The organism is Chromobacterium violaceum ATCC 12472 (assembly GCF_000007705.1).
Taxonomy (GTDB): Bacteria; Pseudomonadota; Gammaproteobacteria; order Burkholderiales; family Chromobacteriaceae; genus Chromobacterium; species Chromobacterium violaceum.
Genome location: NC_005085.1, coordinates 816,082 through 836,919 on the forward strand (window position 1 = coordinate 816,082; position 20,838 = coordinate 836,919).

The window sequence follows — 20,838 nt, forward strand, 5'->3', positions numbered from 1 at the left end:
AGTTATCGCACAGCGCCATCCCCCCACCAAGGTTTTACCACCACCAGAACATGAAGCCCCAGGCGCAGTCGACCAGCGCCAGCGCGCCGCAGAACGGCAACAGCGCGATCCAGCGGCGCAGGCCGCCGTTCCAGCGCGCCAGGATGCGGCGCGCCAGATGCAGCGCCCACAGATTGGCGCCGGCGAGCAGCGCCAGGCGGGCGTCGTTGACCCAGTGCATGCCGAAGCCTTCGGCCTTCAGCAGCGTCACCGTCAGCGCCGACAGGCCGAGGAAGACGCCGCAGCCGGCCAGCGGGATCAGCGCCTGCGCCAGATGATGCAGACGCTGCGTGCGCCAGCCGCCGGAGACCGCCACCGAAAGGGCGAGCGAGGCCAGGATGCCGGTGCCGAGAACCAGCGCGGTGGCGGCGACGTAGGCGATCAGCGACGCGCCGTCCAGCCAGGAGAACACATCGTTGTGCTGCGGATAGTGGGTGAGCAGCCACCACGGGGCCTCGGTGTCCAGCGGCCACATGATGTCGCGGTCCACCAGCCATTCGGCCGCCGCCTGCTTCAGCGCCACGAACCAGGGGCTGACCGTCCAGTGGAAGGCGCCCATCGCCACGCCCAAGAGGCCGTAGGCGATCAGCGCGGTTTGCCAGCCGTCGGCCTCTTTCTCCGCCACGCGGACCACTTCGTCGCTGGACGAGCGCAGGCTGAGTTCGATCGCGCCGCGGTGGTCGCTGCAGCGGCCGCACATATGGCAGCCGCTGCCGCCCTGCATGTGGCGCAAGGGTTGCAGCGGCGCGCAGTCGACCGCCGGCGTGCGTTCGTGGGCGGATTGCGAGCGCTTCCAGGCGGCCTCGTCGACGCGGTAGTACAGCGGCGCCAGCTTGGATAGCAGACCGAACACGCCGTTGACCGGACACAGGTGGCGGCACCAGGCGCGCTTGCCGCGGGTGTAGACGAAGCCGATGGCCACGGCGGCCACGGTGGAGCCGCCCAGCACCAGCAGCGCGGCTTTCGGGTATTGGTAGACGCTGACCAGCTGGCCGTAGACCGTGGTCAGCACGAAGGCGACGAAAGGCCAGCCTCCCCAGCGCATCCAGCGCGGGATCGGCCTGCCCATGCCCTTGCGCGCGGCCCATTCCGACAGCGCGCCCTCGGGGCACAGCACCCCGCACCACAGGCGGCCGAACAGCACCATCGACAGCAGCACGAACGGCCACCAGATGCCCCAGAACACGAACTGGGCGAAGATGGTCAGGTTGTTCCACATCCTTGCCGTGTCTTCCGGCAGCGAGAGGCAGGCGGGGACGATCAGCAAGAAAGCGTAAACCAGCACCACCGCCCACTGCAGCTTGCGCAGCAGCGAGGCGTGGTCGCGCAGCCAGATGCCCGCGAGCGCCAGCAGGCCGCGCGGCTGCCGCTCGGGGCTACAGGAGCCGCCGCCGGAGGCTGCGGCGATGGGAATCACCCGCTGCGGCGGGCGCTGGGCGCGGCCGGATTTCATGCGGCGACGGCCAGGCGGCGGTTGCGCCACTGGAACAGCGACCAGATCGCCGCCCAGAACAGCGCGTAGGCGATCAGGCTCATCAGCGCCGGGTGCGAGCGGTAGCCGGTCAGCGCCGCCACCACGCCGCCGAAGGGGCTCATGTCGTCAAGCAGCGCCGAGCTGTCCCACAGCGGGTCCACCAGCGCCGGCAGCACGTCCATCGAGATCAGCTTCTCCACGCCGGACAGGAACAGCGAAGCGCCCAGGAGCAGCAGCATGATCTCGGTGACGCGGAAGAACAGCCGCCATGACAGCACCTTGCCGCCCAGTTGCAGCAGGTAGAAGGTGAGGAAGGCCAGCAGCAGGCCGACCAGGCCGGCGGCGCCCATCCGGGCCAGCTCCATGCCGCCGGCTTCGGCCAGCATGCCGTACAGGAAGACCACGGTCTCGCTGCCCTCGCGGGCGATGGCCAGCGCGGCCAGCACGGTCACGCCCCACCAGTTGTTGCTGGCGGCTTTCTCGGACAGCCCGCTTTCCAGTTCCTTTTTCAGCGTGCGGCCGTGCTCGCGCATCCACAGCACCATCTGCACGATCAGCGCTGCGGCGATGAACACCATGCCGGTCTGGAAGTAATCCTGGGCGCCGGCCATCAGGCTGCCGGCGGTGAACAGCGCCACCGCCAGCGCGATCGCCATCGCGAGGCCCAGCGCCACGCCGCCCCACAGCCAGGGTTTGCCGGCGCGGCCGGCCGGATTGTGGTTCATCCAGGCATTGAGGATGCCGACCACCAGCAGCGCCTCGACGCTTTCGCGCCAGACGATGAAGAGTACCTGTCCCATTCGCGTTTACCTCTGTGTTACTTGGCGACGATGACGCCCTGGCCGGTCTTCATGTGGAATTCGTCGAAGAACTTGTATTCGCCGGGCGACAGCGGCTGGAACACCAGGAAGGACTCGGCGCCGGGGCCCAGCACCTTTTCCTTGCGCAGCGGCGTGCTTTCGAACTCGGCGGGCGTCTTGCCGATATTCATCACTTCGATCTTGAATTTCTTGCCGGCCGGCACCACCAGTCGGGCGGGAATCAGCTGCCCGTCTTTCATTTGCAGCTTGAACACCGGCATGTCTTCGGCAAAGGCCGGGGAGGAGAGCAGGCCGGCCAGCAGGGCGGCGGCCATCAGGCGCAGAACAGTCATGGTTAGCAGGGTTCCGAATGAGAAACAGCGCGGCAGGCCCGCGCCGTTTCATTGTATCGCAGTCAAGAATGCTTTGCGTTTACATTCTCACTATGCGGATCAGTAGCCGCCCTTCTTGCCGATGCCGGCGAAGGTGAACTCGTAGTTGAGATCGAACGGCTTGAACCAGGCGGCCACGCCGGTTTCCTTGTCCACGTGGCGGCCGAAGTGGGCATGCTCGTTGGCGGTCGGCGGCATGATGGTGTACTTCAGCTTGTACTTGCCCGGGCCTTGCAGCTTGATGTTGTCGCCGTAGTGCGGGCCGTCGTTGGCCACCATCGGCATCAGTTCGCCTTTCTGGGTCTTGCCGCCCACCTTGGTCAGTTCGTACTTGACCACCAGATAGGGCATCCAGGCGCCTTCCTCGAAGCCGTTCGGGTTGTTCTTGGTGGCGTGGATGTCGGCTTCCAGGTGGATGTCCGACGCCTCCGGCTTCAGCATCATGCCATCCGGCTCCATCTTGGTCGGCTGCAGGTAGACCGCGCCGATTTCCATGCCGTTTTTCAGGGCGGGCTTGCCGATCGGGTATTCCTTGGCCATGGCGGCGAAGGAGGCGGACAGGGCGATGCTGGCGACAGCCAGCTGGCAGACAAAGCGACGCATCATGTTTTCCTTATAAATTAGGGCTGAGATACCGGCCTGTGAAGCACATGATAATGCTAGTAATTATCGTTTGCAAACCTGCATCGTCTGGGAATGGGCAGGAAAATCATGAATTTGTATGACTTCGTCAATTCGTGATTCCAATGCGGTCCCGGATGTATTTTCTCGGTCGGAAAGAGAGGCTAGCCCGGCGCAGGCCGGGCCGAAAAGGCAATAATCAACCCAGCTCGCGGCACAGCCGGCGCAGCTGCGTCAGGCTCTCGTCCAGGATCAGCAGCTGCAGCATCTGCTCGGCCAGATGGCCGGCGCCGTCGCGATAGGCGCGGGCGAAGGCGTCCACGGCTCCGGCGTCCAGCTGGCCGCCGCTGGCCTCGGCCAGCCGCGAGCCCAGGCCGTCGAAGCGCGGCGCCAGGCTGGTTTTCAGCCAGCCGGACAAGGGCGGATTGAAGCCGCGCTTCTTGCGCTGGAAGAAGTCGGTCGGCAGCGCCGGGTGGATGGCGCGGCGGAAGATCAGCTTGGCCGGGCGGGTGTAGCGCTCGGCTGCGGAGGTGCTCAGCAGGCGCTGGTAGAAGCCGTGGTCCAGCAGCGGCGCGCGGCCTTCCAGGCCATGCGCCATCGTGCACAGGTCGGACTTCTGCAGGATGTAATCGGGCAGGTAGTTGGCGAAGTCCAGCTCCAGCAGCTGGTGCAGGCCGGGCGAGCCGTCGCCGGGCTCCGGGCCGATGTCGTCGGGCGCGCGCCAGTGGCACAGTTTCTCCAGCTTGCGCCCGCCTTGCAGAAAGCTGCGCTGTCCCGGCGTGAAGCCGGAGAAGCGCAGCGAATAGGCGCTCTTCCAGTCCATCGCCAGCTCGGTGGCCAGCTTGCCACGCTTGCTGTCCAGCTGCGGCTTGATCGGCAGCGGCAGGCGGATGTTTTGCCGCCAGCGGGTGCGCAGATGCTTGCCCATGCGCTTGTAGCCGGCCAGCAGTTCGTCGCCGCCGTCGCCCACCAGCACCACCTTGACATGCTTGGTGACTTCGCGCGCCAGATACCAGGTGGGGAAGCTGGACGGATCGGCGAAGGGCTGGTCCAGGTCGGCGACGATGCGCTCGAAATCGGCGGCCAGGTTTTCCGGCATGTCCACCCTGACATTGGGCAGGCCCATGCGCCGCGCGGAATCCGCGGCGTCGCCGGATTCGTCCAGCGTGGAGCCGGGAAAGGCGGCGGTGAAGCTGGAGAACTGGGTCAGCTGCTGGATGGCGAGCCGGCTGGCGATCACGGTGGAGTCGATGCCGCCGGACAGCAGCACGCCCAGCGGACGGTCGGCCACGGTGCGCATCGCCACCGCGCGATCCAGCTCCGGCAGCCAGTCGCCGGACTCCGCCTTCGGCTGCCAGTAGCGCTGTTTGGTCAACTGGCGGGTATTCAGGTCGAATTCCAGCCGGTAGCCGTTCTCCAGCCGGTTGATATGGCTGAACACGGTGGCCGGCGACGGGATGTAGCGGTGGGCCAGATAGGCGTCTATCGCCGCGGGGCTGAAAGCCCGCTTGTCGGCCGGCAGGAAGGGCAGTACCGCGCGCACCAGCGAGCCGTAGGCGAAGTCGCCGTCCTGCAGCGAGTACAGCAGCGGTTTTTCGCCCATGCGGTCGCGGGCGAGATGGACCTTTTCGCAGCGCTTGTCCAGGATGGCGAAGGCGAACATGCCGCGCAGCCGTTCCAGCAAGCCTTCGATGCCCCAGGCCTGGTAGCCGCGCAGGATGAATTCGGTGTCGGAATGGGTGCGGAAAACGGCGCCGCCGGCTTCCAGCTCGGCCTTGCCGATTTCCCAGTCGTAGACCTCGCCGTTGTAGCAGATCCAGACCTGGCCGTCATCGCTGGCCATCGGCTGGTTGGCGACCGGGCGCGGATCGACGATGGCGAGCCGGGCATGCAGCATCGCGTTGTGGATGGCGCCGCCATCGGCCGGGTTCAGCTCCGAATCCAGCAGCAGGCGGCTGGCATCGTCCGGCCCGCGGCGATGCAGCTCGTCCAGCATGGCTTGCGGGACGGCGGGATTGACGGGGCGGCGCGAGAAGAAGCCGGCGATTCCACACATGATGACTGCGCTTCCGAATGCGCGGAACGCCAGCCTGTGCCCGGCGTCCCGCTTGGGTTTCAATGCCGCGCAGTATCCGGCGCGCCGCCGGACGGTGTCAAACCCTGGCCTTGCGATGCAGATCCGGCAGCGCCACCGCCGCGATGCCCAGCAGCGGCAGGAAGGCGCACAACTGGTAGACGAATTCGATGCCCCTGAGGTCCGCCAGTTCGCCCAGCACCGCGGCGCCGATGCCGCCGATGCCGAAGGCGAAGCCGAAGAACATGCCGGACACCATGCCCACCTTGCCCGGCAGCAGCTCCTGCGCATAGATCAGGATGGCTGGGAAAGCCGAGGCCAGGATGAAGCCGATGGGCAACGACAGCGCCGCGGTCCAGAACAGGTTGGCGTGCGGCAGCGCCAGCGCCAGCGGCGCCACGCCCAAGATGGAGAAGCCTATCACCCGCTTGCGGCCGATGGCGTCGCCGATCGGGCCGCCCAGCACGGTGCCGGCGGCCACCGCGAACAGGAACAGGAACAGGTACAGCTGCGCCGACTGCACGCCCACCTGGAAGTGGTGGATCAGGTAGAAGGTGTAGTAGCTGGTGATGCTGGCGAGGTAAAAGTGCTTGGAGAACACCAGCAGCAGCAACAGCAGCAGCGTCAGCCTGACCCGGGCCGAGGACAGGTCGGGCGGGACGGCCGCGCTGGCTTTCTTCGCCTGGCGCTGCTGGTGCGCGTACCACTGGCCGACGCGGAACAGCACGTACATCGCCAGCAGCGCGGCCAGACCGAACCAGGCCACGCTGCGCTGGCCCAGCGGGATCACGATCAGCGCCGCCAGCAAGGGACCGGTGGCGCTGCCGGCGTTGCCGCCGACCTGGAAGATCGACTGGGCGAGGCCGGGGCGGCCGCCCGACGCCATCCGCGCCACGCGCGACGATTCCGGGTGGAAAATGGACGAACCGGTGCCCACCAGCGCGGCGGCCAGCAGCAGCAGCGGGAAGCTGGTGGCGCCGGACAGCAGCAGCAGGCCGATCAGCGTCGAACCCATGCCGAATACCAGCGAATAGGGCTGAGGCCGCTTGTCGGTATAGATGCCCACCAGCGGCTGCAGCAGCGACGCGGTGCACTGGTAGGTGAAGGTCATCAGGCCGATCTCGGCGAAGCTGAGGTGGTAGTTGCCCTTCAGCAGCGGGTACAGCGCCACCAGCAGCGACTGCAGCATGTCGTTGAGAAAATGGGAAAAACTGATCGCGCCGAGCACGCGGAAGCGGGTGTCCTGCGCGGCGGCGAGTGTGGGACTGCTGGTAGTCATCGTGCGATACTCATTCTGGGTGGTAGGACCATGCTAGCAAGCACGTTTCCGCCAGTCCTGCGAAAATGAGGCAATCATCTTATCGAAAGAGGCAGAGTGGACAGCCTGGAACCCCGAGACGAGTTCGACCTGGGCCTGGAGCCGGTGGTGGGCAAACCGCGCGACTACCCGGCCGGGAAGGAAACCGAACGCCACCGCCATCCCACCGCCCAGCTCTTGTACGCGGTGGAGGGCCTGATGCTGGTCGGCACCGAGCGCGGCCAGTGGGTGGTGCCGCCGACGCGCGCCATCTGGCTGCCGATCGGCACCTGGCATCAGGTAAGCATGGTCAGCAAGGTGCGGATGCGCAGCATCTACGTGCGCGGCGACCGGCTGGAAGGGCTGCCCGCCGATTGCTGCGTGCTGGAGGTGTCGCCGCTGCTGCGCGAGCTGATCGTCGCCGCGGTGGCGGTGGGGCGCGCCTGCGCGCCTGGCTCGCGCGACGAGAAGGTGATGGATCTGCTGCTGGCGGAAATCGGCCGCGCGCCGGTGCTGCCGCTGTCGCTGCCGCAACCGTCGTCCGCCGCGCTGCGCCAGCTGTGCGACGTGTGGCTGGCGCGCCCGGACGACGCGCGCGGCGCGGCCGAATGGGCGCGCGAGCTGGCGCTGGACCCGCGCACGCTGCAGCGCCGCTTCCGCCGCGAAACCGGCCTCAGCTTCGGCCAGTGGCGGCGGCAGGCGAGGCTGATGCAGGCGCTGCAGCGGCTGGCCTGCGGCGACAGCGTGCTGAAAGTGGCGCTGGACCTGGGTTACGCCAGCCCCAGCGCCTTCGCCACCATGTTCAAGCGCGAACTGGGCGCGCCGCCGAGCAGCTTCTTCGCCGCCTCGTAAACCGCGTTTGGGGCGGCCGGGGTATCGTCAGCGGCCGAAGCCCGCATGCAGTCAATGGCGGATGATGTAGATGTCTTTGCTGCGATAGCGTCCCAGCGGATTTTGGCCATAGCCGCCGACATAGGGCTTGACCAGCCTGGAGTCGGAGTATTGCAGCAAGGGAATGATGGTGTAGTCCTGCATGATGAGGCGATTGGCTTCTGTCAACAGCGCGCTTCTCTGTTCTGGGTCGGGGGACAGGTTGGCGCGCTCGATCAAGTCTTCCGCGGTCTGGTTGCAACCGCCGGAAACATTCTCGGCGTCGCCGCAGCGGACGATGCCGAGCATGGAAATCGCGTCGTTGTAGTCTGCCGTCCAACCGTTGCGAGCGATCTGGAATTGTCCCTGATGCCGCTTTTGCATCAGCTTGGGATAGTCGGTCGATTCCAGCTGGGAATCGAGGCCCAGCTTGCTTTTCCATTCGCTGGCCAAGTACTCGCTCAAGGTTTTCTGGTAGTCGCTGGTATTGTAAATCAGCCGCAATTGGCGATGCGGCGCCACGCCCGCCTCCTTCAGCAGCTGCCGGGCGGCTGCCACCCTGTGGGCCATGGACCATGATTGCCATTCATAGGACGAGGGCGCCGCGCCTCTCAAGCCTTGCAGAATCACGCTATATGCCGGGCTTTGCCCATCCGCCGTGATGGATTCCGCCAGTTTGTCGCGATCCACCACCATGGACAAGGCCTTACGCACCCGCACATCGCGCAGCAGAGGATCGCGCAGGTTGAGGCTGAAGTAGCGCAAGCTCAGCAACGGGCTGTTTTTGACCTCGGCGGGGTGAGAGAGTCTCAGCTTGTCGAATTGGCCGGGGGGGAGTTGGAAAACGAAATCGGTTTTGCCGGAGAAATAAAGCGAGACATCCTGGCCCAAATCCTCTACCGGCAAATAGTTGACTCGCTGCAATACCACCGAGTCGGCATCCCAGTACTGCCTGTTTTTTTCTAGGACGATACTTTGCCCCGCTGTCCACGCGACCAGCCGGAAGGCGCCGCTGGAAACCAATTTCCCCGGGTTCACCCAGTCTTTTCCCCAGCGCTGGATCGCATGCCTGGGCACCGGCCCCCATTGCGCATTGGCCAGCAATTCTGGCAAGAACGCCACCGGGTAAGCAGTCATCAGCTCCACCGTATAGTCATCGACTGCTCGCACGCCGACCTCAGCCAGCGGCATTTTCCCTGCCGTTACGGCCATGCCATTCTTCAGCACGCCGCCAAAGCCGTTCGCGTAAGGGGAATGCAAAGCCGGATCCAGCAGTCGCTGGATGCTATAGACGACGTCCGCAGCTCGAATGGGGACGCCATCGCTCCAGCGCGCATCCGGCCGTAGATGGAATATCCAGGTGTCAGGATTTTTCCGTTCCCATGATACGGCCAGACCGGCTTGCAGGCGGCCGGCATTGTCCATAGCGGTCAGGCCTTCGAATAGGTCGTGGGTGATCATATTGTCGGGCAGCGCTTCCGCCAGTTGCGGATCCAGCGTCGCAGGCTCCGATCCGTTGCTGCGGATCAGTTCTTGCCGTTCCGCCAAGTCAGCGCCGGCTGGAATGACGGCGGCCGGTGCCGGCATGGCGATGAGCGTAATAAGAAACAACAGGGATGCTGAGGCCTTCATAAAAGGGACTCCTGCCAGGCGAAAATTGTTAGGGAAAGTTTCAATGCTTTCTCACGATTGGAATGGAAGCTGCGCGGTCCAGAAAAGTGGATGGGTGTTATCGCGCAAGCTGATGAGATCTGTCTGGGCTTGATTAGGGGGGATGCATTTTTCCCGCCAGCACCGCTGGCAGGAAGATCTCTTAGGATGGTCAGGCGTGGATGGGCTGGAATCGGTAGGCAACCCATAGCGATAGCATGAAAAAACACATCATGATCAGCGCGCAGCCTTGCAAGGCGAAGGAGAAGGAAATGCGCGACATATTGCTGACCAAGGGCATGGAGAGCGCGGTCCCCAGTCCAATTGAAAGCAAACGCAAGGAAGCCATTTTGCCTTTGTCGCTTTCCGAGGCTTGCCGCTGCAGGGCGGTTAAAAGCCAAGTGATGCTATTCAAGCTGGCGAAACCAATGATGAAAAAAGCGGCGAAGTGCCATAGCGGCGCCGTTGCCAGCGATAGCAGCAAAGTCGAGCCAGCCTGCAGAAACAGCCAGATGGGAAGCATTTTTTGCGCCAGGGTGCGCCGAGTGAAGAATGAGGCCGCGATCATGCCGATCGCCATCGTTCCTTCCATGGCGGAAATCGGCCAGCTCGCGCCGGCGTAATATTTAGCCACCAAGGGCACAACCAATACGTTGAGGCTGTAGGACAAAATAAAATCCGCCGAGCAAAGCGCCAGCATGACCAGCACGGTGCTCTGTTTGGCCGCTTGTCTCAGCAGATGCAGCCAGCCATGCAGCACTTGTTGCAACAGCGCGCCAGGGCGCCAGCCCGTTTGCGCTGCATTGTCCCGCGGGGCTGCAGAAACCGAGGGTTGCCGGGCCATGATCCACGCTGAAATCAGTGAGCCCAATACATCGAAAATCAGCGCGTAAATTGGGCTGGAGCGATACAGGATGATGCCTAGCAATGCCATGCCGCTCAATACGCCGATTTGAAACATTACCCCTATCTTTGCATTCAATTCGCCCTGTAGTTCGTCAGGAATATTCAATCCCGTAAATTTGAATAAGGCGCTGCGATGGACGTTGTCTATCAATGCGAGAAAGATCGCGGCCACGGTAATCAGCAGGACCATGCCATCTATTCTGGAGGCGGCTAGCAGAATGATGATGGCCATGGTCGCGGCGCGGGAGAGATCACATGCCAGATAAACCTTTTTCGCATCGAGATGATCGACCAGCGGGCCGGCAAAGGGCAAAACACAGATGGCTCCCAAGCCCTGGAAACTCAAAATTGTTGCCATGGCGGTAATGCTGCCAGTTAGTTCGAATAGCAATTGTCCCATTGCAAGAATGTGCACGCCGACGCCAATGCTGGAGCATAGAATCGCCAAGAGCAGGTTCTTTGCTACTCTGTTTTTGAAGATGGACATAATTTGTATATTTGATGCTATTGGCATTGTGCGGGAGTGTAGCTACACGCAGATGGTCCGTCAACATAATTATCTAATACGAATTTTATATTTGACGGTACTTGCATTTGTCATTATTGTGGCGCCGTCAATCAGGAAGCGCATGATCGGCAATCCAAAAATCCATATGACGGGAGTCTGTAGATGAGCACTGACAACGCTACGATTGAGCTGAACTTGGACCGGGAGCTGCGTGTCCTTTTTGAAGATCGACTGACGCAACTTAAGTCGGAAGGCCTGTATCGCAGTTTCATGCCCTGCGAGCACGATGCGAGCCATCCTGGCACGACGCGCTATCGGCAACGCCAGGTTGAGGTTTGGTGCAGCAATGACTATCTCGGGCTGAGCCAGGATCCGCAGGTGATCGAGCGCTTGCGCGAATCCGCGGCCTTGCATGGTTCGGGCACGGGCGGCTCTCGCAATATAGCCGGCACCAGCATCTCCCATGTCGAGCTGGAGCGCCAGTTGGCGCAATGGCATGGCAAGGAGCAGGCGCTGGTTTTCAATGGCGGCTATACCGCCAATTTCGAGTTTTTGAGCACCTTGATCGCAGCCGTGCCCGACATGGCGATATTTTCTGACAGCCTGAATCACCGTTCACTGATAGAAGGCATACGCCGCCATCCGTGCCAGAAATTCATCTTTCCGCACAACGATGTAGAAACGCTGGAAAAGCAGCTGGCCAGCGTGCCGCTGTCTCAACCCAAGCTGATCGTTTTCGAGTCCATCTATTCGATGGATGGTGATATCGCGCCAATCCAGGTCATTCTGGATCTGGCGGATCGTTACCAAGCCTGGACCTTCCTGGACGAAACCCATGCCATCGGCCTGTATGGCGGAAGCGGCGCCGGCCTCTGCGAAGAGATAGAGGAAACCAGGGCCACATTCATTCAAGGCGTATTCGGCAAAGCCATGGGCACCTTGGGCGGCTATATCGCCGGTCCGGCCTCGGTGGTGGATTTTGTCCGCTCCAGCGCGCCTGGCTTCATCTTCACCACCGCGCTGCCGCAAGCGCTGTTGGACGCGACGCTATGCAGTTTCGAGAGAGTGCGCGAAGACCGGCAATTGGTGCAGGATCTGCACAGCAACGTCATTTTCTTCCGCGCGCAGCTGGATGCGGCGGGGATCCCTTATCTGCCGGCTCAAAGCCACCTGGTGCTGGTGCCAGTGGCGGGGGCGGAGCGCATCAAAACCGTCGCTCGTCGCCTGCTGGAAGAGTTCGATATCTATGTGCAGCCGATCAACTACCCTTCCGTGCCGCGCGGAGGCGAACGCTTCCGCCTGACCGTGGGTCCTCGACGCAGTCATGAAGAGATTCAGCGGTTTGTCGCGGCGCTGAAGCATTGCCTTGCCTGATTTCTTCCGGAGAACTTGCACCATGCGTTTCAATCCGCTTTTCCCGACCATCGGAACCGAGCTGACCGGCGTAACCTTCAATGACATCCTGAGTGATGCTTTGTTTCCTGAATTGGACCACGCTTTACGCCAGCATCAATTGCTGGTGATCCGCGGTTTGCAGCTGACGCCGGAGCAACAATTGTTGCTGGCGCGGAAGTTCGGCCATCCCATTCCCTTTGTGATGAGCCGTTACCATCATCCGGATCATCCAGAGTTGATGATATCGTCCAACGAGGTGAAGGATGGCAAGCCGCTGGGGGTGGCTCGGGTCGGCAATTTCTGGCACCAGGACTCGTCTTTTACTCAAGATCCAGCGGCTTACACCATGTTGTACGGCATCAACATCCCGCCGCGCAGCGGCGACACGCTGTTTGCCAGTGCGATCGATCTGTATCGCCGCCTTCCCGAAGAGTGGAAGCGACGCATAGCTGGCTTGCAGGCTCGTCATACCGTCAGCAAGCGTTTTCGCATTCGCGCCGAGCATGTCGGCCTGTCGATTGCCGAACTTAATGAGGTGATCGCCCAGGAGCACCCGACTGTGTTGCATCCCCTGGTGCAGATCGATCAGGACTCCGGCCAGCCCTATCTCTATGCCTCCAAGGAGTATGTCGACGAGGTGCTCGGGCTGGATCGGGCCAGCAGCGACGAGTTCCTCGATCTGATCGACCGACTGACGCAGGACCCCGCCCATGTGTATGTCCACCGCTGGCAGCCGGGCGATCTGCTGATTTGGAAAACCCGCACCGCTTTGCATGCCGCCACGGCAGTCGAGCCCGGACTCAGCCGCACGGTGCATAGGGCAAGCATTGAGGCACCCGTCTAATGCCAGGCATCGCGACACCGTCCATTTGTTATCCGCTGGGCCGGGTTGAGGCGCGCCAGCTGCACCAGTCCAGCGGCGCGCCGCTGGACGAGGTGCTGAACATCACTCGCTGCGATGGGTTTCCGGCCTTGGGGGAAGGAGAGCAAAGCTGGGAGTTGGCCGCGTCGGCGGCCCGCGACCTGTTGCGGCGGGAGGGCATTGCTCCCGATCAGATCAGTCATGTCATCTATGCCGGCACCGGCTGTTGGGATCGGCCGTTTTGGTCGCCGTCGGCCAAGATCGCTCAGGCCATTGGCATCCATGGCGCCCATTGTTTCGAAGTCACCAACTTTTGCAATGCCGCCTGGACGGCCATCAATCTCGCCTGCGACAAGCTAGATAGCGGCCGCGCCGATCTGGTGCTGGTGGTCACCGCCGATCAGCTCAGCCGTCTGGTGGATCGCGACAGCGCGGATTCGCTTTCTCTGTTCAACTTCGGCGATGCGGCAGCGGCGGTGCTGGTGAAGCGAGGAGGAGAGCGCTACCGCTTGCTGCATAGTGCCATGCGCACCGACCCCGGCTGGGTGGATTACTATGCCGGCGCCTGGCGGGATGGCAAGGTTCGAGTCGAGCGGCAGCCGCACCGCCGCGGCTTGGCGCAGGCTTACCTGGATAATTTCGCGCTCTTGGTCCAGCGCACGCTGGACGCGCTGGGAAGATCGCTGGCCGAGGTGCGCTATCTGCTCATCAATCATGGCGACGAGGACATGCATCGAAGCTTGCTGGCGCGGCTGGACTTGAGCGAGGAGCGCACGGTTTTCAATTATCACCGGCTGGGGCATATGGGGAGCGCCGATACCTTGATCGCGCTGGAACAACTCGAGCGCGAGCAGCAGCTGCAGGCCGGAGATCTGATTCTGCTGGCCAGCAGCGCGATGGGCTTTAGCTGGGGCATTACCGCCGTGGAGTACCAAGCATGAAGATCCTGATCATTCACCAAGTGCCTTATCCCAAGATGCAGTACCACTTGGGGCTGGATCATCAGCAGCATGACATCACCTATATCGGCTATCCGGCACGGATGGCGGATCTTCCCGCCTCATTGCGGGCGCAACGCCTGTTATTGAATGACGGCGAGGATTTGGCCGACGGCGTGATCCGGCAGACTTCGCCGCAGGATGGTTACCAGGCGGTGTTGTCTTTGTCGGAGTTCGGCATTCTGCAGGCCTACCGGGTCCGACAGCATCTGGGCGTGCCGGGCGATGACCTGGCGATGTTGCAGCGCGTGCGCGACAAGGTGGCAATGAAGGCGGCGCTGCATGGCTCGGGCATCGATTTCCCGCGTTTTTTCCCCGCCCAGGGGCTGAGCGCGCCAGACTGGCAGGGCCAAACCGTGCTCAAGCCCCGGAAAGGCGCCTCCAGCGAGGGCGTCAGGATCTACCCGGCAATGGACCAGGCCTGGGCCGCGTTTGCTGAGCTGCAGGATGGCGAGGACTGGCAGCTGGAAGAATACATTGAAGGCAGCATCCATCATGCCGATGGCTTGGTGCAAGCCGGCCAGCTGGTCGATCTGACCGTCAGCCGCTATCTGAACAAGCCCGTCGATTTCGCCGAGGGCAACCCGCTCGGTTCCTACCAATTGCCCACTGATCCGCGTCATTTCGCCTTCGCTGTGGACGTGGTGCAGGCCCTGGGCATACGTGACGGTTGCTTGCACCTGGAGTTTTTTGAAACCGCCGATAAGCGGCTGGTGTTCCTGGAAGTGGCAAACCGGATGGGGGGCGCCGGCGTGGTCGACGCGCATTGGCGCCATGGCGGCATCCATTTGCCCAGCCACGAAATCGCCATCCGCCTAGGGTTGCCCAGGCCGCGGCCGCAGCCAGGCAGCGGGCGTTTCCACGGTTGGCTGGTTTTCCCCGGCCATCATCTGGGGGAAGGCGAAGCCGACCTGCGCTTGCCGGAAGACTTGGCCAGCGATCCCCGCGTGGACCGTTTGCATACGCTGCCGGCCGGGCAGGCGCTCAGCCAGCACATCACGTATCACGAGTGGCAGGTGCCGGTTTTCATCGAAGCTTCGGATGAAAGCCCGCAGGCCTTGGCGGTTTTTTTCAACGATTGCATGCGACGTATCCAAATAAACAGGAGGCCGATATGACGTATTTCCCAAGCGATCTGTTGCTTGCCCTGGCTTCGCTCGACCGCCTGCGTCCGGATTGGGAAGGGCTGCTGGCCCAGCACCATTTGCAGCACCTGGGGCCGATGCTCGATAGCGCCGCCTTCCATGAGGCGCTGGACGCCATGCTGGATGGGATCGCCCAGTATCCTTTCCAGCCGCATCCGCACAGCGACGATGTCTCGGAATGGCTGCCGGTCGGGAGCGTGGCGCTGGTGGATGAGTGTGCCGCCAGCACGCTGCGCGGTTTGATCTGGGCGCTGGCTTGGGGCAATGAGGTTCATATCCGCAGCCAACGGCCGGACTTTTGGCAGGGACTGGCCGCCTTGCTGAACGCGGGGGGCTGGCCTTTGCCTGGCATCCAGTCCGGAACGGCAGAGGCGCCGCCATCTGCCGTGGCAGTGTCTGTGCCTGATCTCGCGGCCCAGAGCGGGATGGAGGTCGATGCTTGGCGCGATATCGCCGTGCCGGCGAGCGGCGCCGCGCCGGGCTTGGCGGCCAGGATGCCAGGCGCGCCTGCCGCATGGTTGCCCCGCGTCTGGCAACTGGATAGACATGATGGCTGGCTGAACCAGCTTTATCGCCGCCGGCACCATCCCGGCGTGACTTTGGCTCAAGCCCGTGCCGAGCAAGGTGAGGCGGGCGCGCGCGCGCGGCTGGACGCTAAATTGCGCTATCTGGTGCAGCAAGCCAAGCGCACGCCGCACTACCGCGCGCTGCCGGACATCCGCGGCCTGCAGTCTCTGTCGGATCTGCCCATTTTGGACAAGGCGGCGCTTGAGGCCCAGTCGCTGCCATTCAGCCGGAATCTGTGCAGCGGGGACGCGCCCAGCGGCGAGGTGCTGCGCAGCGGCGCCACGTCCAGCCAGCCGCGTTACATCGTCTATTCGCAGACGGACTGGAGCAATATGATCCGCGAGGCGGTTCCTTTGTTCTATTCCTTGGGACTGCGGCGCGGCGACAAGCTGATCAATACCCTGTATGGCGGAGCCATGTATGGGGGATTGACCACGACCGTCTGCGAGTTTTCCCGCATGCCGCTGGAAACCTACAGCACAGGGCAGGCGATTACGCTGGACACTTTGCTGATGTTGACCGATTGCTTCCAGGCCAATGCCATCATCGGCATTCCCGCCCTGATCCTGCCCTTGCTGCGCGAGGCCAAGGCGCAGCGGCCGCAGTTGCGGCTGGAAAAAGTCCTATATGGCGGCACGCCCATGGCGGAGGCCGACAAGCAATGGCTGCGCGAGGAATTGGGCGCGCGAACCATCACCAGCGTTTTGGCTGCCAATGACGGGGCGCAGATCGGTTACCAGTGCGGCCACTTGCAAGGCAGCCTGCATCACTTGTGCGACGATTACAATCTGCTGGAGATCGTCGATGACGATGGCCATCCATTGCCGGACGGCCAGCCGGGCCATATTTTGATCACCAGCCTGCAAAAACAGGAAGGTCCGCTGATCCGTTACCGCATCGGCGATTACGGCCGCATCTTGCATCAAGATTGTTCTTGCGGCGCCTCAGGGCGAGTGCTGGACTATATCGGTCGCAGTGATGGCTTGATCAAAATCCAGACCAATACTGTGCTCTACAGCGAGCTGCTCGAGTCACTGCAGCCATTTGGCGTTTCTCTATTGCAAGTCGAGATTGCGAGCGTCGCGCACAGCGAATCGCTGATTTTGCGGACCGAGTCGCCTCAGCGCGCCGATGCCGAAGCCATGCGTCTACATCTGTTGGAACGGTTTGAGACCTTGCGCGGCGACGCCGATATTGATGCCCCGCTGCAGGTGTCTGTCGAGTCGCTGGGCGAGGGCGAGCTGCCCCGCAACAGTGTCAGCGGCAAGGTGAAGCCGGTGATCGACACCCGGGTGTGAAAACGGGCGCCGCATGGCGCCAAGGCTAGCGCCGCGCCGCGCTCCAAAACCGGAAGCGAGGCGCGGCGCTTCGCATTAGGCGAGCTTGATCAGCATCTTGCCCAGATTGGCCCCGGCCAGCATGTCGACGAAGGCTTGCGCCATATTCTCCAGCCCTTCTCTAACGGTCTGTTGCGGCTGCAGCCGGCCCGACTGCAGATGGGGAACGACAAAAGCCTCCAATTCGTCTTGCAGGTGGCGGTAGTTGCGCACCAAAAAACCCTCCAGCCGCAGGCTTTTCCCCACGATGTCGTAGAGATTGCGCGCCAGTTCGGGCGACTCCGCATGGTTATATTGGCCCACCGCGCCTACCCAGGCGATGCGGCCATGATCGCGGATATGCCGGATCGCCGCCTCCTGGTGCTTGCCGCCGACATTATCGATATAGATGTCGAATCCTTCCGGAGCGGCCTCGCCCAGGGCCTGGGACAGGTCTTGGCTGTGGTAGTCAATGGCAAAATCATAGTCCAGCGTTTCCGTCAGGTAGCGGGCCTTGGCGGCAGAGCCGGTGCTGCCGATCAGGCGGCCGGCCCCCATCAGCCTGGCCAACTGCGCGATCGCGCTTCCGACGCCGCCAGCGGCCGCCGAGACGAAGATATCTTCGCCGGCCTGCAGCTTGGCGATGCGGCTAAGCGCCACATAGGCGGTCAGTCCGGTGCCCCCCATGATGCTCAGGAAGGCGCTGGCGGAGACGCCGGGGTATTCTTTCAGTACCCGCAGCTCCTCCGCCGCCACCGCCGCATGGCTACGCCAACCTTCGCGATGGAAAACCAGCTCCCCCACATTCAAACCGCTGCTGCCGGCATCGATGACGCGGCCTATGCTGCGGCCTTCCAGCGGCGTGTGCAATGGCCATTCCTCTTCCAAATCCATGCATTCCCGCATATAGGGGTCGACGGATAAGTACAGGTTTTCAATAAGCGCCTGGCCGGTTTGCAGCTTGGGGAGCGCCACTTCTTCGAGCGCGAATAGATCGGCGCTGGGCATGCCAGTCGGGCGGCGGATCAGATGGATTTCCAAACTCTTCATGCGGTCAGCTTTCAAATTTCAAGGAAATATCACATTATCATAAAAGTGACTGACTCTCGATCTGTCTGCGATGGTTTCCCTGCCGCGAGCGCGCGGGTCGAATGCGCTCGGCAGGCGGCCCGCCCGGTTTGGTGTGTTGTCGCCAAGACTTTCCGCAAGCTGCGCGGATCCCGGATGCGGCGCCATCACATCATTTTTGCGCCAGCTTCACCGCCAACTCCGCCAGCCGCTTCCCCTGCGCCACCGCCAGGGCCTTCTCGTGCTCGCTGATCGGCCGGTCGCTCTGCGGTCCGGCCAGATGGCTGACGCCGTACGGCGTGCCGCCGGTCTGGGTGGCCAGCAGCGCGGCTTCGGAATAGGGCAGGCCGGCGATCACCATGCCGTGGTGCAGCAGCGGCACCATCATGGTCAGCAGCGTGGCCTCTTGGCCGCCGTGCAGCGAGGAGGTGCTGGTGAACACGCAGGCCGGCTTGCCGGCCAGCGCGCCCTGCATCCATTCGCCGCTGGTGCCGTCCAGGAAGTATTTCATCGCCGACGCCATATTGCCGAAGCGGGTGGGGCTGCCCAGCGCCAGGCCGGCGCAGTCGACCAGATCCTGCCGCTCGACGTAGGGCGCGCCGCCGTCGGGGATGGCCGGCTCGACCGCCTCGCATACGGCGGAGACCTTGGGCACGGTGCGCAGCCGCGCCTGGCAGCCGGGCACGCCGTCCACGCCGCGGGCGATCAGGCGGGCCAGTTCGCGGGTGGCGCCGTGCTGGCTGTAATACAGCACCAGGATGTCTAGCATGATGACCTCTATATTGCGTTCGATCGCCGCATGATAGGGCAAAGCGGCCCGTCTTGCCTCCCTTGCTTCGCGGCGGCTTTGGCATTACCTTTGCCGCCATGCAAGTCCAACGCCTAGAACCCTATTTCGGCTTCGCCCGCTTCATCGCGCGGCGCATGAGCTGCCTGCGCGTGCTGCAGATTTCGGGCAGCCTGACCTTCACCACGCTGCTGGCGCTGGTGCCGCTGTTCACCATCGCGCTGTCGGTGATTTCGGCGTTTCCGGTGTTTTCCGACTACAGCACCCGCTTCAAGATCATGCTGCTGTCGACGCTGGTGCCGGAGTTCGCCGGCAAGGTGATCACCGTTTACATGCGCCAGTTCGCCGACAACGCGGAGAAGCTCACCGCCGCCGGCATCGTGATGCTGGGCGTCACCGCGCTGATGCTGATGTCCACCATAGAGCGCACCTTCAACGCGATCTGGGGCGTCAGGCGCGGCCGGCCGTGGCTGCAGCAGAGCATGGTGTACTGGACGGTGCTGACGCTGGGGCCGCTGGTGCTGGGCGGCAGCCTGCTGTCCTGGCGCTGGCTGTTCAAGGCTACCCGGCTGGAGAAGAACCTGCCGCTGCTGGCAAGCGTGCTGGAGGCCGGCGGCACCATCGTGCTGACCGCGCTGGTGCTGGCGCTGCTGTACCGCATCGTGCCCAACCGCTTCGTGCCCTTCCGCCACGCGGTGTGGGGCGCGCTGGTCACCTCGGTGCTGCTGGAGCTCACCAAGATGGGCTTCGGCTTCTACATCGGCCAGGTGGCCAGCTACCAGCTGGTGTACGGCGCCTTCGCCAGCATTCCGATCTTCCTGCTGTGGGTGTATTGCCTGTGGCTGGTGGTGCTGGCCGGCGCGGTGTTCACCTCGGCGCTGTCCTATTGGGAGGGCGACGCCTGGCGCCGCCGCAACGAGCCGCACCGCCGCTTCCAGGACGCGCTGGAAGTATTGCTGCTGCTGGACGCCGCCCACGCGCGCGGCGAGGCGCTGACGCCGCGCCAGCTGCGGCAGCAGGTGAAGGTGGGTTACGACGAGCTGGGCCTGGTGCTGGACCGGCTGGCGCAGCGCGGCTATGTGCAGAAGGGCCACGGCGACGCCTGGGTGCTGATGCGGCGCGCGGCGGCCATCAATCTGTCCGACCTATTCCAGATCTTCGTCTATCGCCGCGACGCCAGCGCGGGGGATGCGCTGGATGCGACCCTGGCCGAGCTGCTGGGGCCGCTGACCGAGCAGCTTCAGGCGGTGACGGTGGCCGATTTGGCGCGGCGCGTCGGCCGGAAATAATCGGCATTGTCGTAGAAGGCCGGGTCTTCGTTGTCCGGCCACCAGCCCGGAATGCCCAAGAGCGGCAGCGGGCACAGCGCGCGCGGGCTGGCGAGGAAACCATCGTCGTCCAGCCGCGCCGCCAGTTGCGCGTCCAGCCGGGCGGTCTGCTCGTCCTCGTCCTGTCCGAAGAAATCCTCGTCCACCTCCACGATCAGCGCCTTGCCGCACCAGCCGATATGCGGCGCTAGCCCGGTTTCCATCAGCGCGTGGCCCAGCGTGAAGGCGGCGATGCGGCGGCCCCAGTCCTGCCGGCGTTCGATGAACAGCGCTTGCCAGCGCATATCGTCCAGCAACTGGCCCAGCTGCGGGTCGGCGGTCGCCACGACGACGCCGCACTCGTCCAGCAAGGTGGCGGCGTCGCGCAGCGGGCCGCGTTTCACTTCGCCGCGGCCGATCGCGCGCACGTGGCGCCGGTTCAGCGCCGCCTTGCTTCGCGGCCAGGCCAGCCAGGCCAGCGCGTTGAACCAGTCATGCCAGTTTTCCGCGCGGGTGGGGACCTCGCCGGTCGCGCCGATGTGCGTCTCGTAATAGCCGTCGGGCTCCAGTCCGCAGACGAAGCGCAGGCCAGCCGGCAACGGCGAGCCGGCGGCGCGGGCGCGCGCCAGCAGCGCGTCGTAGCCGGCTTGGTCGGGCCAGCCGGCGAGCGCGGGCAGGAAGCGCCGCGTCGGGCGGTACAGCGGATGGGACAGGTAGTCGGTGTGCCAGCGGTTCACGGGAAAGCAGAGGGATGCGGTCGAA

18 protein-coding genes are annotated in these 20,838 nt (G+C 63.6%); 7 read left to right on the forward strand and 11 right to left on the reverse strand.

Annotated features, from left to right (window positions below; genetic code table 11):
* Window positions 1-34 precede the first annotated feature (34 nt).
* The 6 genes from CV_RS03890 to CV_RS03915 all read right to left on the reverse strand — a co-directional run bounded on the left by CV_RS03890 (window position 35) and on the right by CV_RS03915 (window position 6,679).
* Entirely contained in the window at window positions 35-1,492 is a 1,458-nt protein-coding gene (locus tag CV_RS03890; RefSeq protein WP_011134348.1) for a 4Fe-4S binding protein, read from the reverse strand.
* A complete protein-coding gene (locus CV_RS03895) occupies window positions 1,489-2,313 on the reverse strand; it encodes an FTR1 family iron permease (protein WP_043595454.1) in 825 nt (274 codons plus the stop codon). Before CV_RS03895 ends, CV_RS03890 begins: the two co-directional genes overlap by 4 nt.
* A gap of 17 nt (window positions 2,314-2,330) precedes the next feature.
* Window positions 2,331-2,666: a cupredoxin domain-containing protein gene (locus CV_RS03900; RefSeq protein ID WP_011134350.1), complete on the reverse strand. Its 336-nt coding sequence runs from the start codon at window positions 2,664-2,666 to the stop codon at window positions 2,331-2,333.
* Window positions 2,667-2,765: 99 nt separating this feature from the next.
* Window positions 2,766-3,308, reverse strand: coding sequence for an iron transporter (locus CV_RS03905; protein ID WP_011134351.1), 543 nt, complete (start codon window positions 3,306-3,308; stop codon window positions 2,766-2,768).
* Between the two features lie 217 nt (window positions 3,309-3,525).
* On the reverse strand, window positions 3,526-5,382 hold the full coding sequence (asnB, locus tag CV_RS03910) for an asparagine synthase (glutamine-hydrolyzing) (RefSeq protein ID WP_011134352.1): 1,857 nt from the start codon (window positions 5,380-5,382) through the stop codon (window positions 3,526-3,528).
* A gap of 97 nt (window positions 5,383-5,479) precedes the next feature.
* On the reverse strand, window positions 5,480-6,679 hold the full coding sequence (locus CV_RS03915) for an MFS transporter (protein WP_011134353.1): 1,200 nt from the start codon (window positions 6,677-6,679) through the stop codon (window positions 5,480-5,482).
* A gap of 96 nt (window positions 6,680-6,775) precedes the next feature.
* On the opposite strand from CV_RS03915, the gene CV_RS03920 reads away from it, so the two are divergent.
* On the forward strand, window positions 6,776-7,549 hold the full coding sequence (locus tag CV_RS03920) for an AraC family transcriptional regulator (RefSeq protein WP_011134354.1): 774 nt from the start codon (window positions 6,776-6,778) through the stop codon (window positions 7,547-7,549).
* 51 nt (window positions 7,550-7,600) lie between these two features.
* Here CV_RS03920 and CV_RS03925 read toward each other — a convergent pair whose 3' ends face one another.
* Window positions 7,601-9,199, reverse strand: coding sequence for a peptide ABC transporter substrate-binding protein (locus CV_RS03925; protein ID WP_011134355.1), 1,599 nt, complete (start codon window positions 9,197-9,199; stop codon window positions 7,601-7,603).
* Between the two features lie 190 nt (window positions 9,200-9,389).
* A complete protein-coding gene (locus tag CV_RS03930) occupies window positions 9,390-10,610 on the reverse strand; it encodes an MFS transporter (RefSeq protein WP_043597329.1) in 1,221 nt (406 codons plus the stop codon).
* A gap of 183 nt (window positions 10,611-10,793) precedes the next feature.
* Here CV_RS03930 and hemA point away from each other — a divergent pair, with 183 nt between their 5' ends.
* The 5 genes from hemA to CV_RS03955 are packed head-to-tail and all read left to right on the forward strand — an operon-like array spanning window position 10,794 to window position 16,896.
* Window positions 10,794-12,005, forward strand: coding sequence for a 5-aminolevulinate synthase (hemA, locus tag CV_RS03935; protein ID WP_011134358.1), 1,212 nt, complete (start codon window positions 10,794-10,796; stop codon window positions 12,003-12,005).
* A 22-nt stretch (window positions 12,006-12,027) separates the two neighbouring features.
* Window positions 12,028-12,870, forward strand: coding sequence for a TauD/TfdA dioxygenase family protein (locus CV_RS03940; RefSeq protein ID WP_011134359.1), 843 nt, complete (start codon window positions 12,028-12,030; stop codon window positions 12,868-12,870).
* On the forward strand, window positions 12,870-13,829 hold the full coding sequence (locus CV_RS03945; protein ID WP_011134360.1) for a 3-oxoacyl-ACP synthase III family protein: 960 nt from the start codon (window positions 12,870-12,872) through the stop codon (window positions 13,827-13,829). The genes CV_RS03940 and CV_RS03945 overlap by 1 nt, the downstream gene beginning before the upstream one ends.
* Window positions 13,826-15,004, forward strand: coding sequence for an ATP-grasp domain-containing protein (locus CV_RS03950; protein ID WP_011134361.1), 1,179 nt, complete (start codon window positions 13,826-13,828; stop codon window positions 15,002-15,004). The genes CV_RS03945 and CV_RS03950 overlap by 4 nt, the downstream gene beginning before the upstream one ends.
* Complete coding sequence (locus CV_RS03955; RefSeq protein WP_043595459.1) at window positions 15,001-16,896, forward strand: phenylacetate--CoA ligase family protein; 1,896 nt, start codon at window positions 15,001-15,003, stop codon at window positions 16,894-16,896. Before CV_RS03950 ends, CV_RS03955 begins: the two co-directional genes overlap by 4 nt.
* A 75-nt stretch (window positions 16,897-16,971) precedes the next feature.
* On the opposite strand, the gene CV_RS03960 is transcribed toward CV_RS03955, so the two are convergent.
* Window positions 16,972-17,964, reverse strand: a complete 993-nt coding sequence (locus CV_RS03960) for an NADP-dependent oxidoreductase (RefSeq protein ID WP_011134363.1) — start codon at window positions 17,962-17,964, stop codon at window positions 16,972-16,974.
* Between the two features lie 190 nt (window positions 17,965-18,154).
* On the reverse strand, window positions 18,155-18,751 hold the full coding sequence (wrbA, locus tag CV_RS03965) for an NAD(P)H:quinone oxidoreductase (protein WP_011134364.1): 597 nt from the start codon (window positions 18,749-18,751) through the stop codon (window positions 18,155-18,157).
* 98 nt (window positions 18,752-18,849) lie between these two features.
* Here wrbA and CV_RS03970 point away from each other — a divergent pair, with 98 nt between their 5' ends.
* A complete protein-coding gene (locus CV_RS03970; protein WP_043595462.1) occupies window positions 18,850-20,058 on the forward strand; it encodes a YihY family inner membrane protein in 1,209 nt (402 codons plus the stop codon).
* On the opposite strand, the gene CV_RS03975 is transcribed toward CV_RS03970, so the two are convergent.
* A complete protein-coding gene (locus CV_RS03975; protein ID WP_011134366.1) occupies window positions 20,010-20,813 on the reverse strand; it encodes a DUF3025 domain-containing protein in 804 nt (267 codons plus the stop codon). The genes CV_RS03970 and CV_RS03975 overlap by 49 nt on opposite strands.
* Window positions 20,814-20,838: the final 25 nt, after the last annotated feature.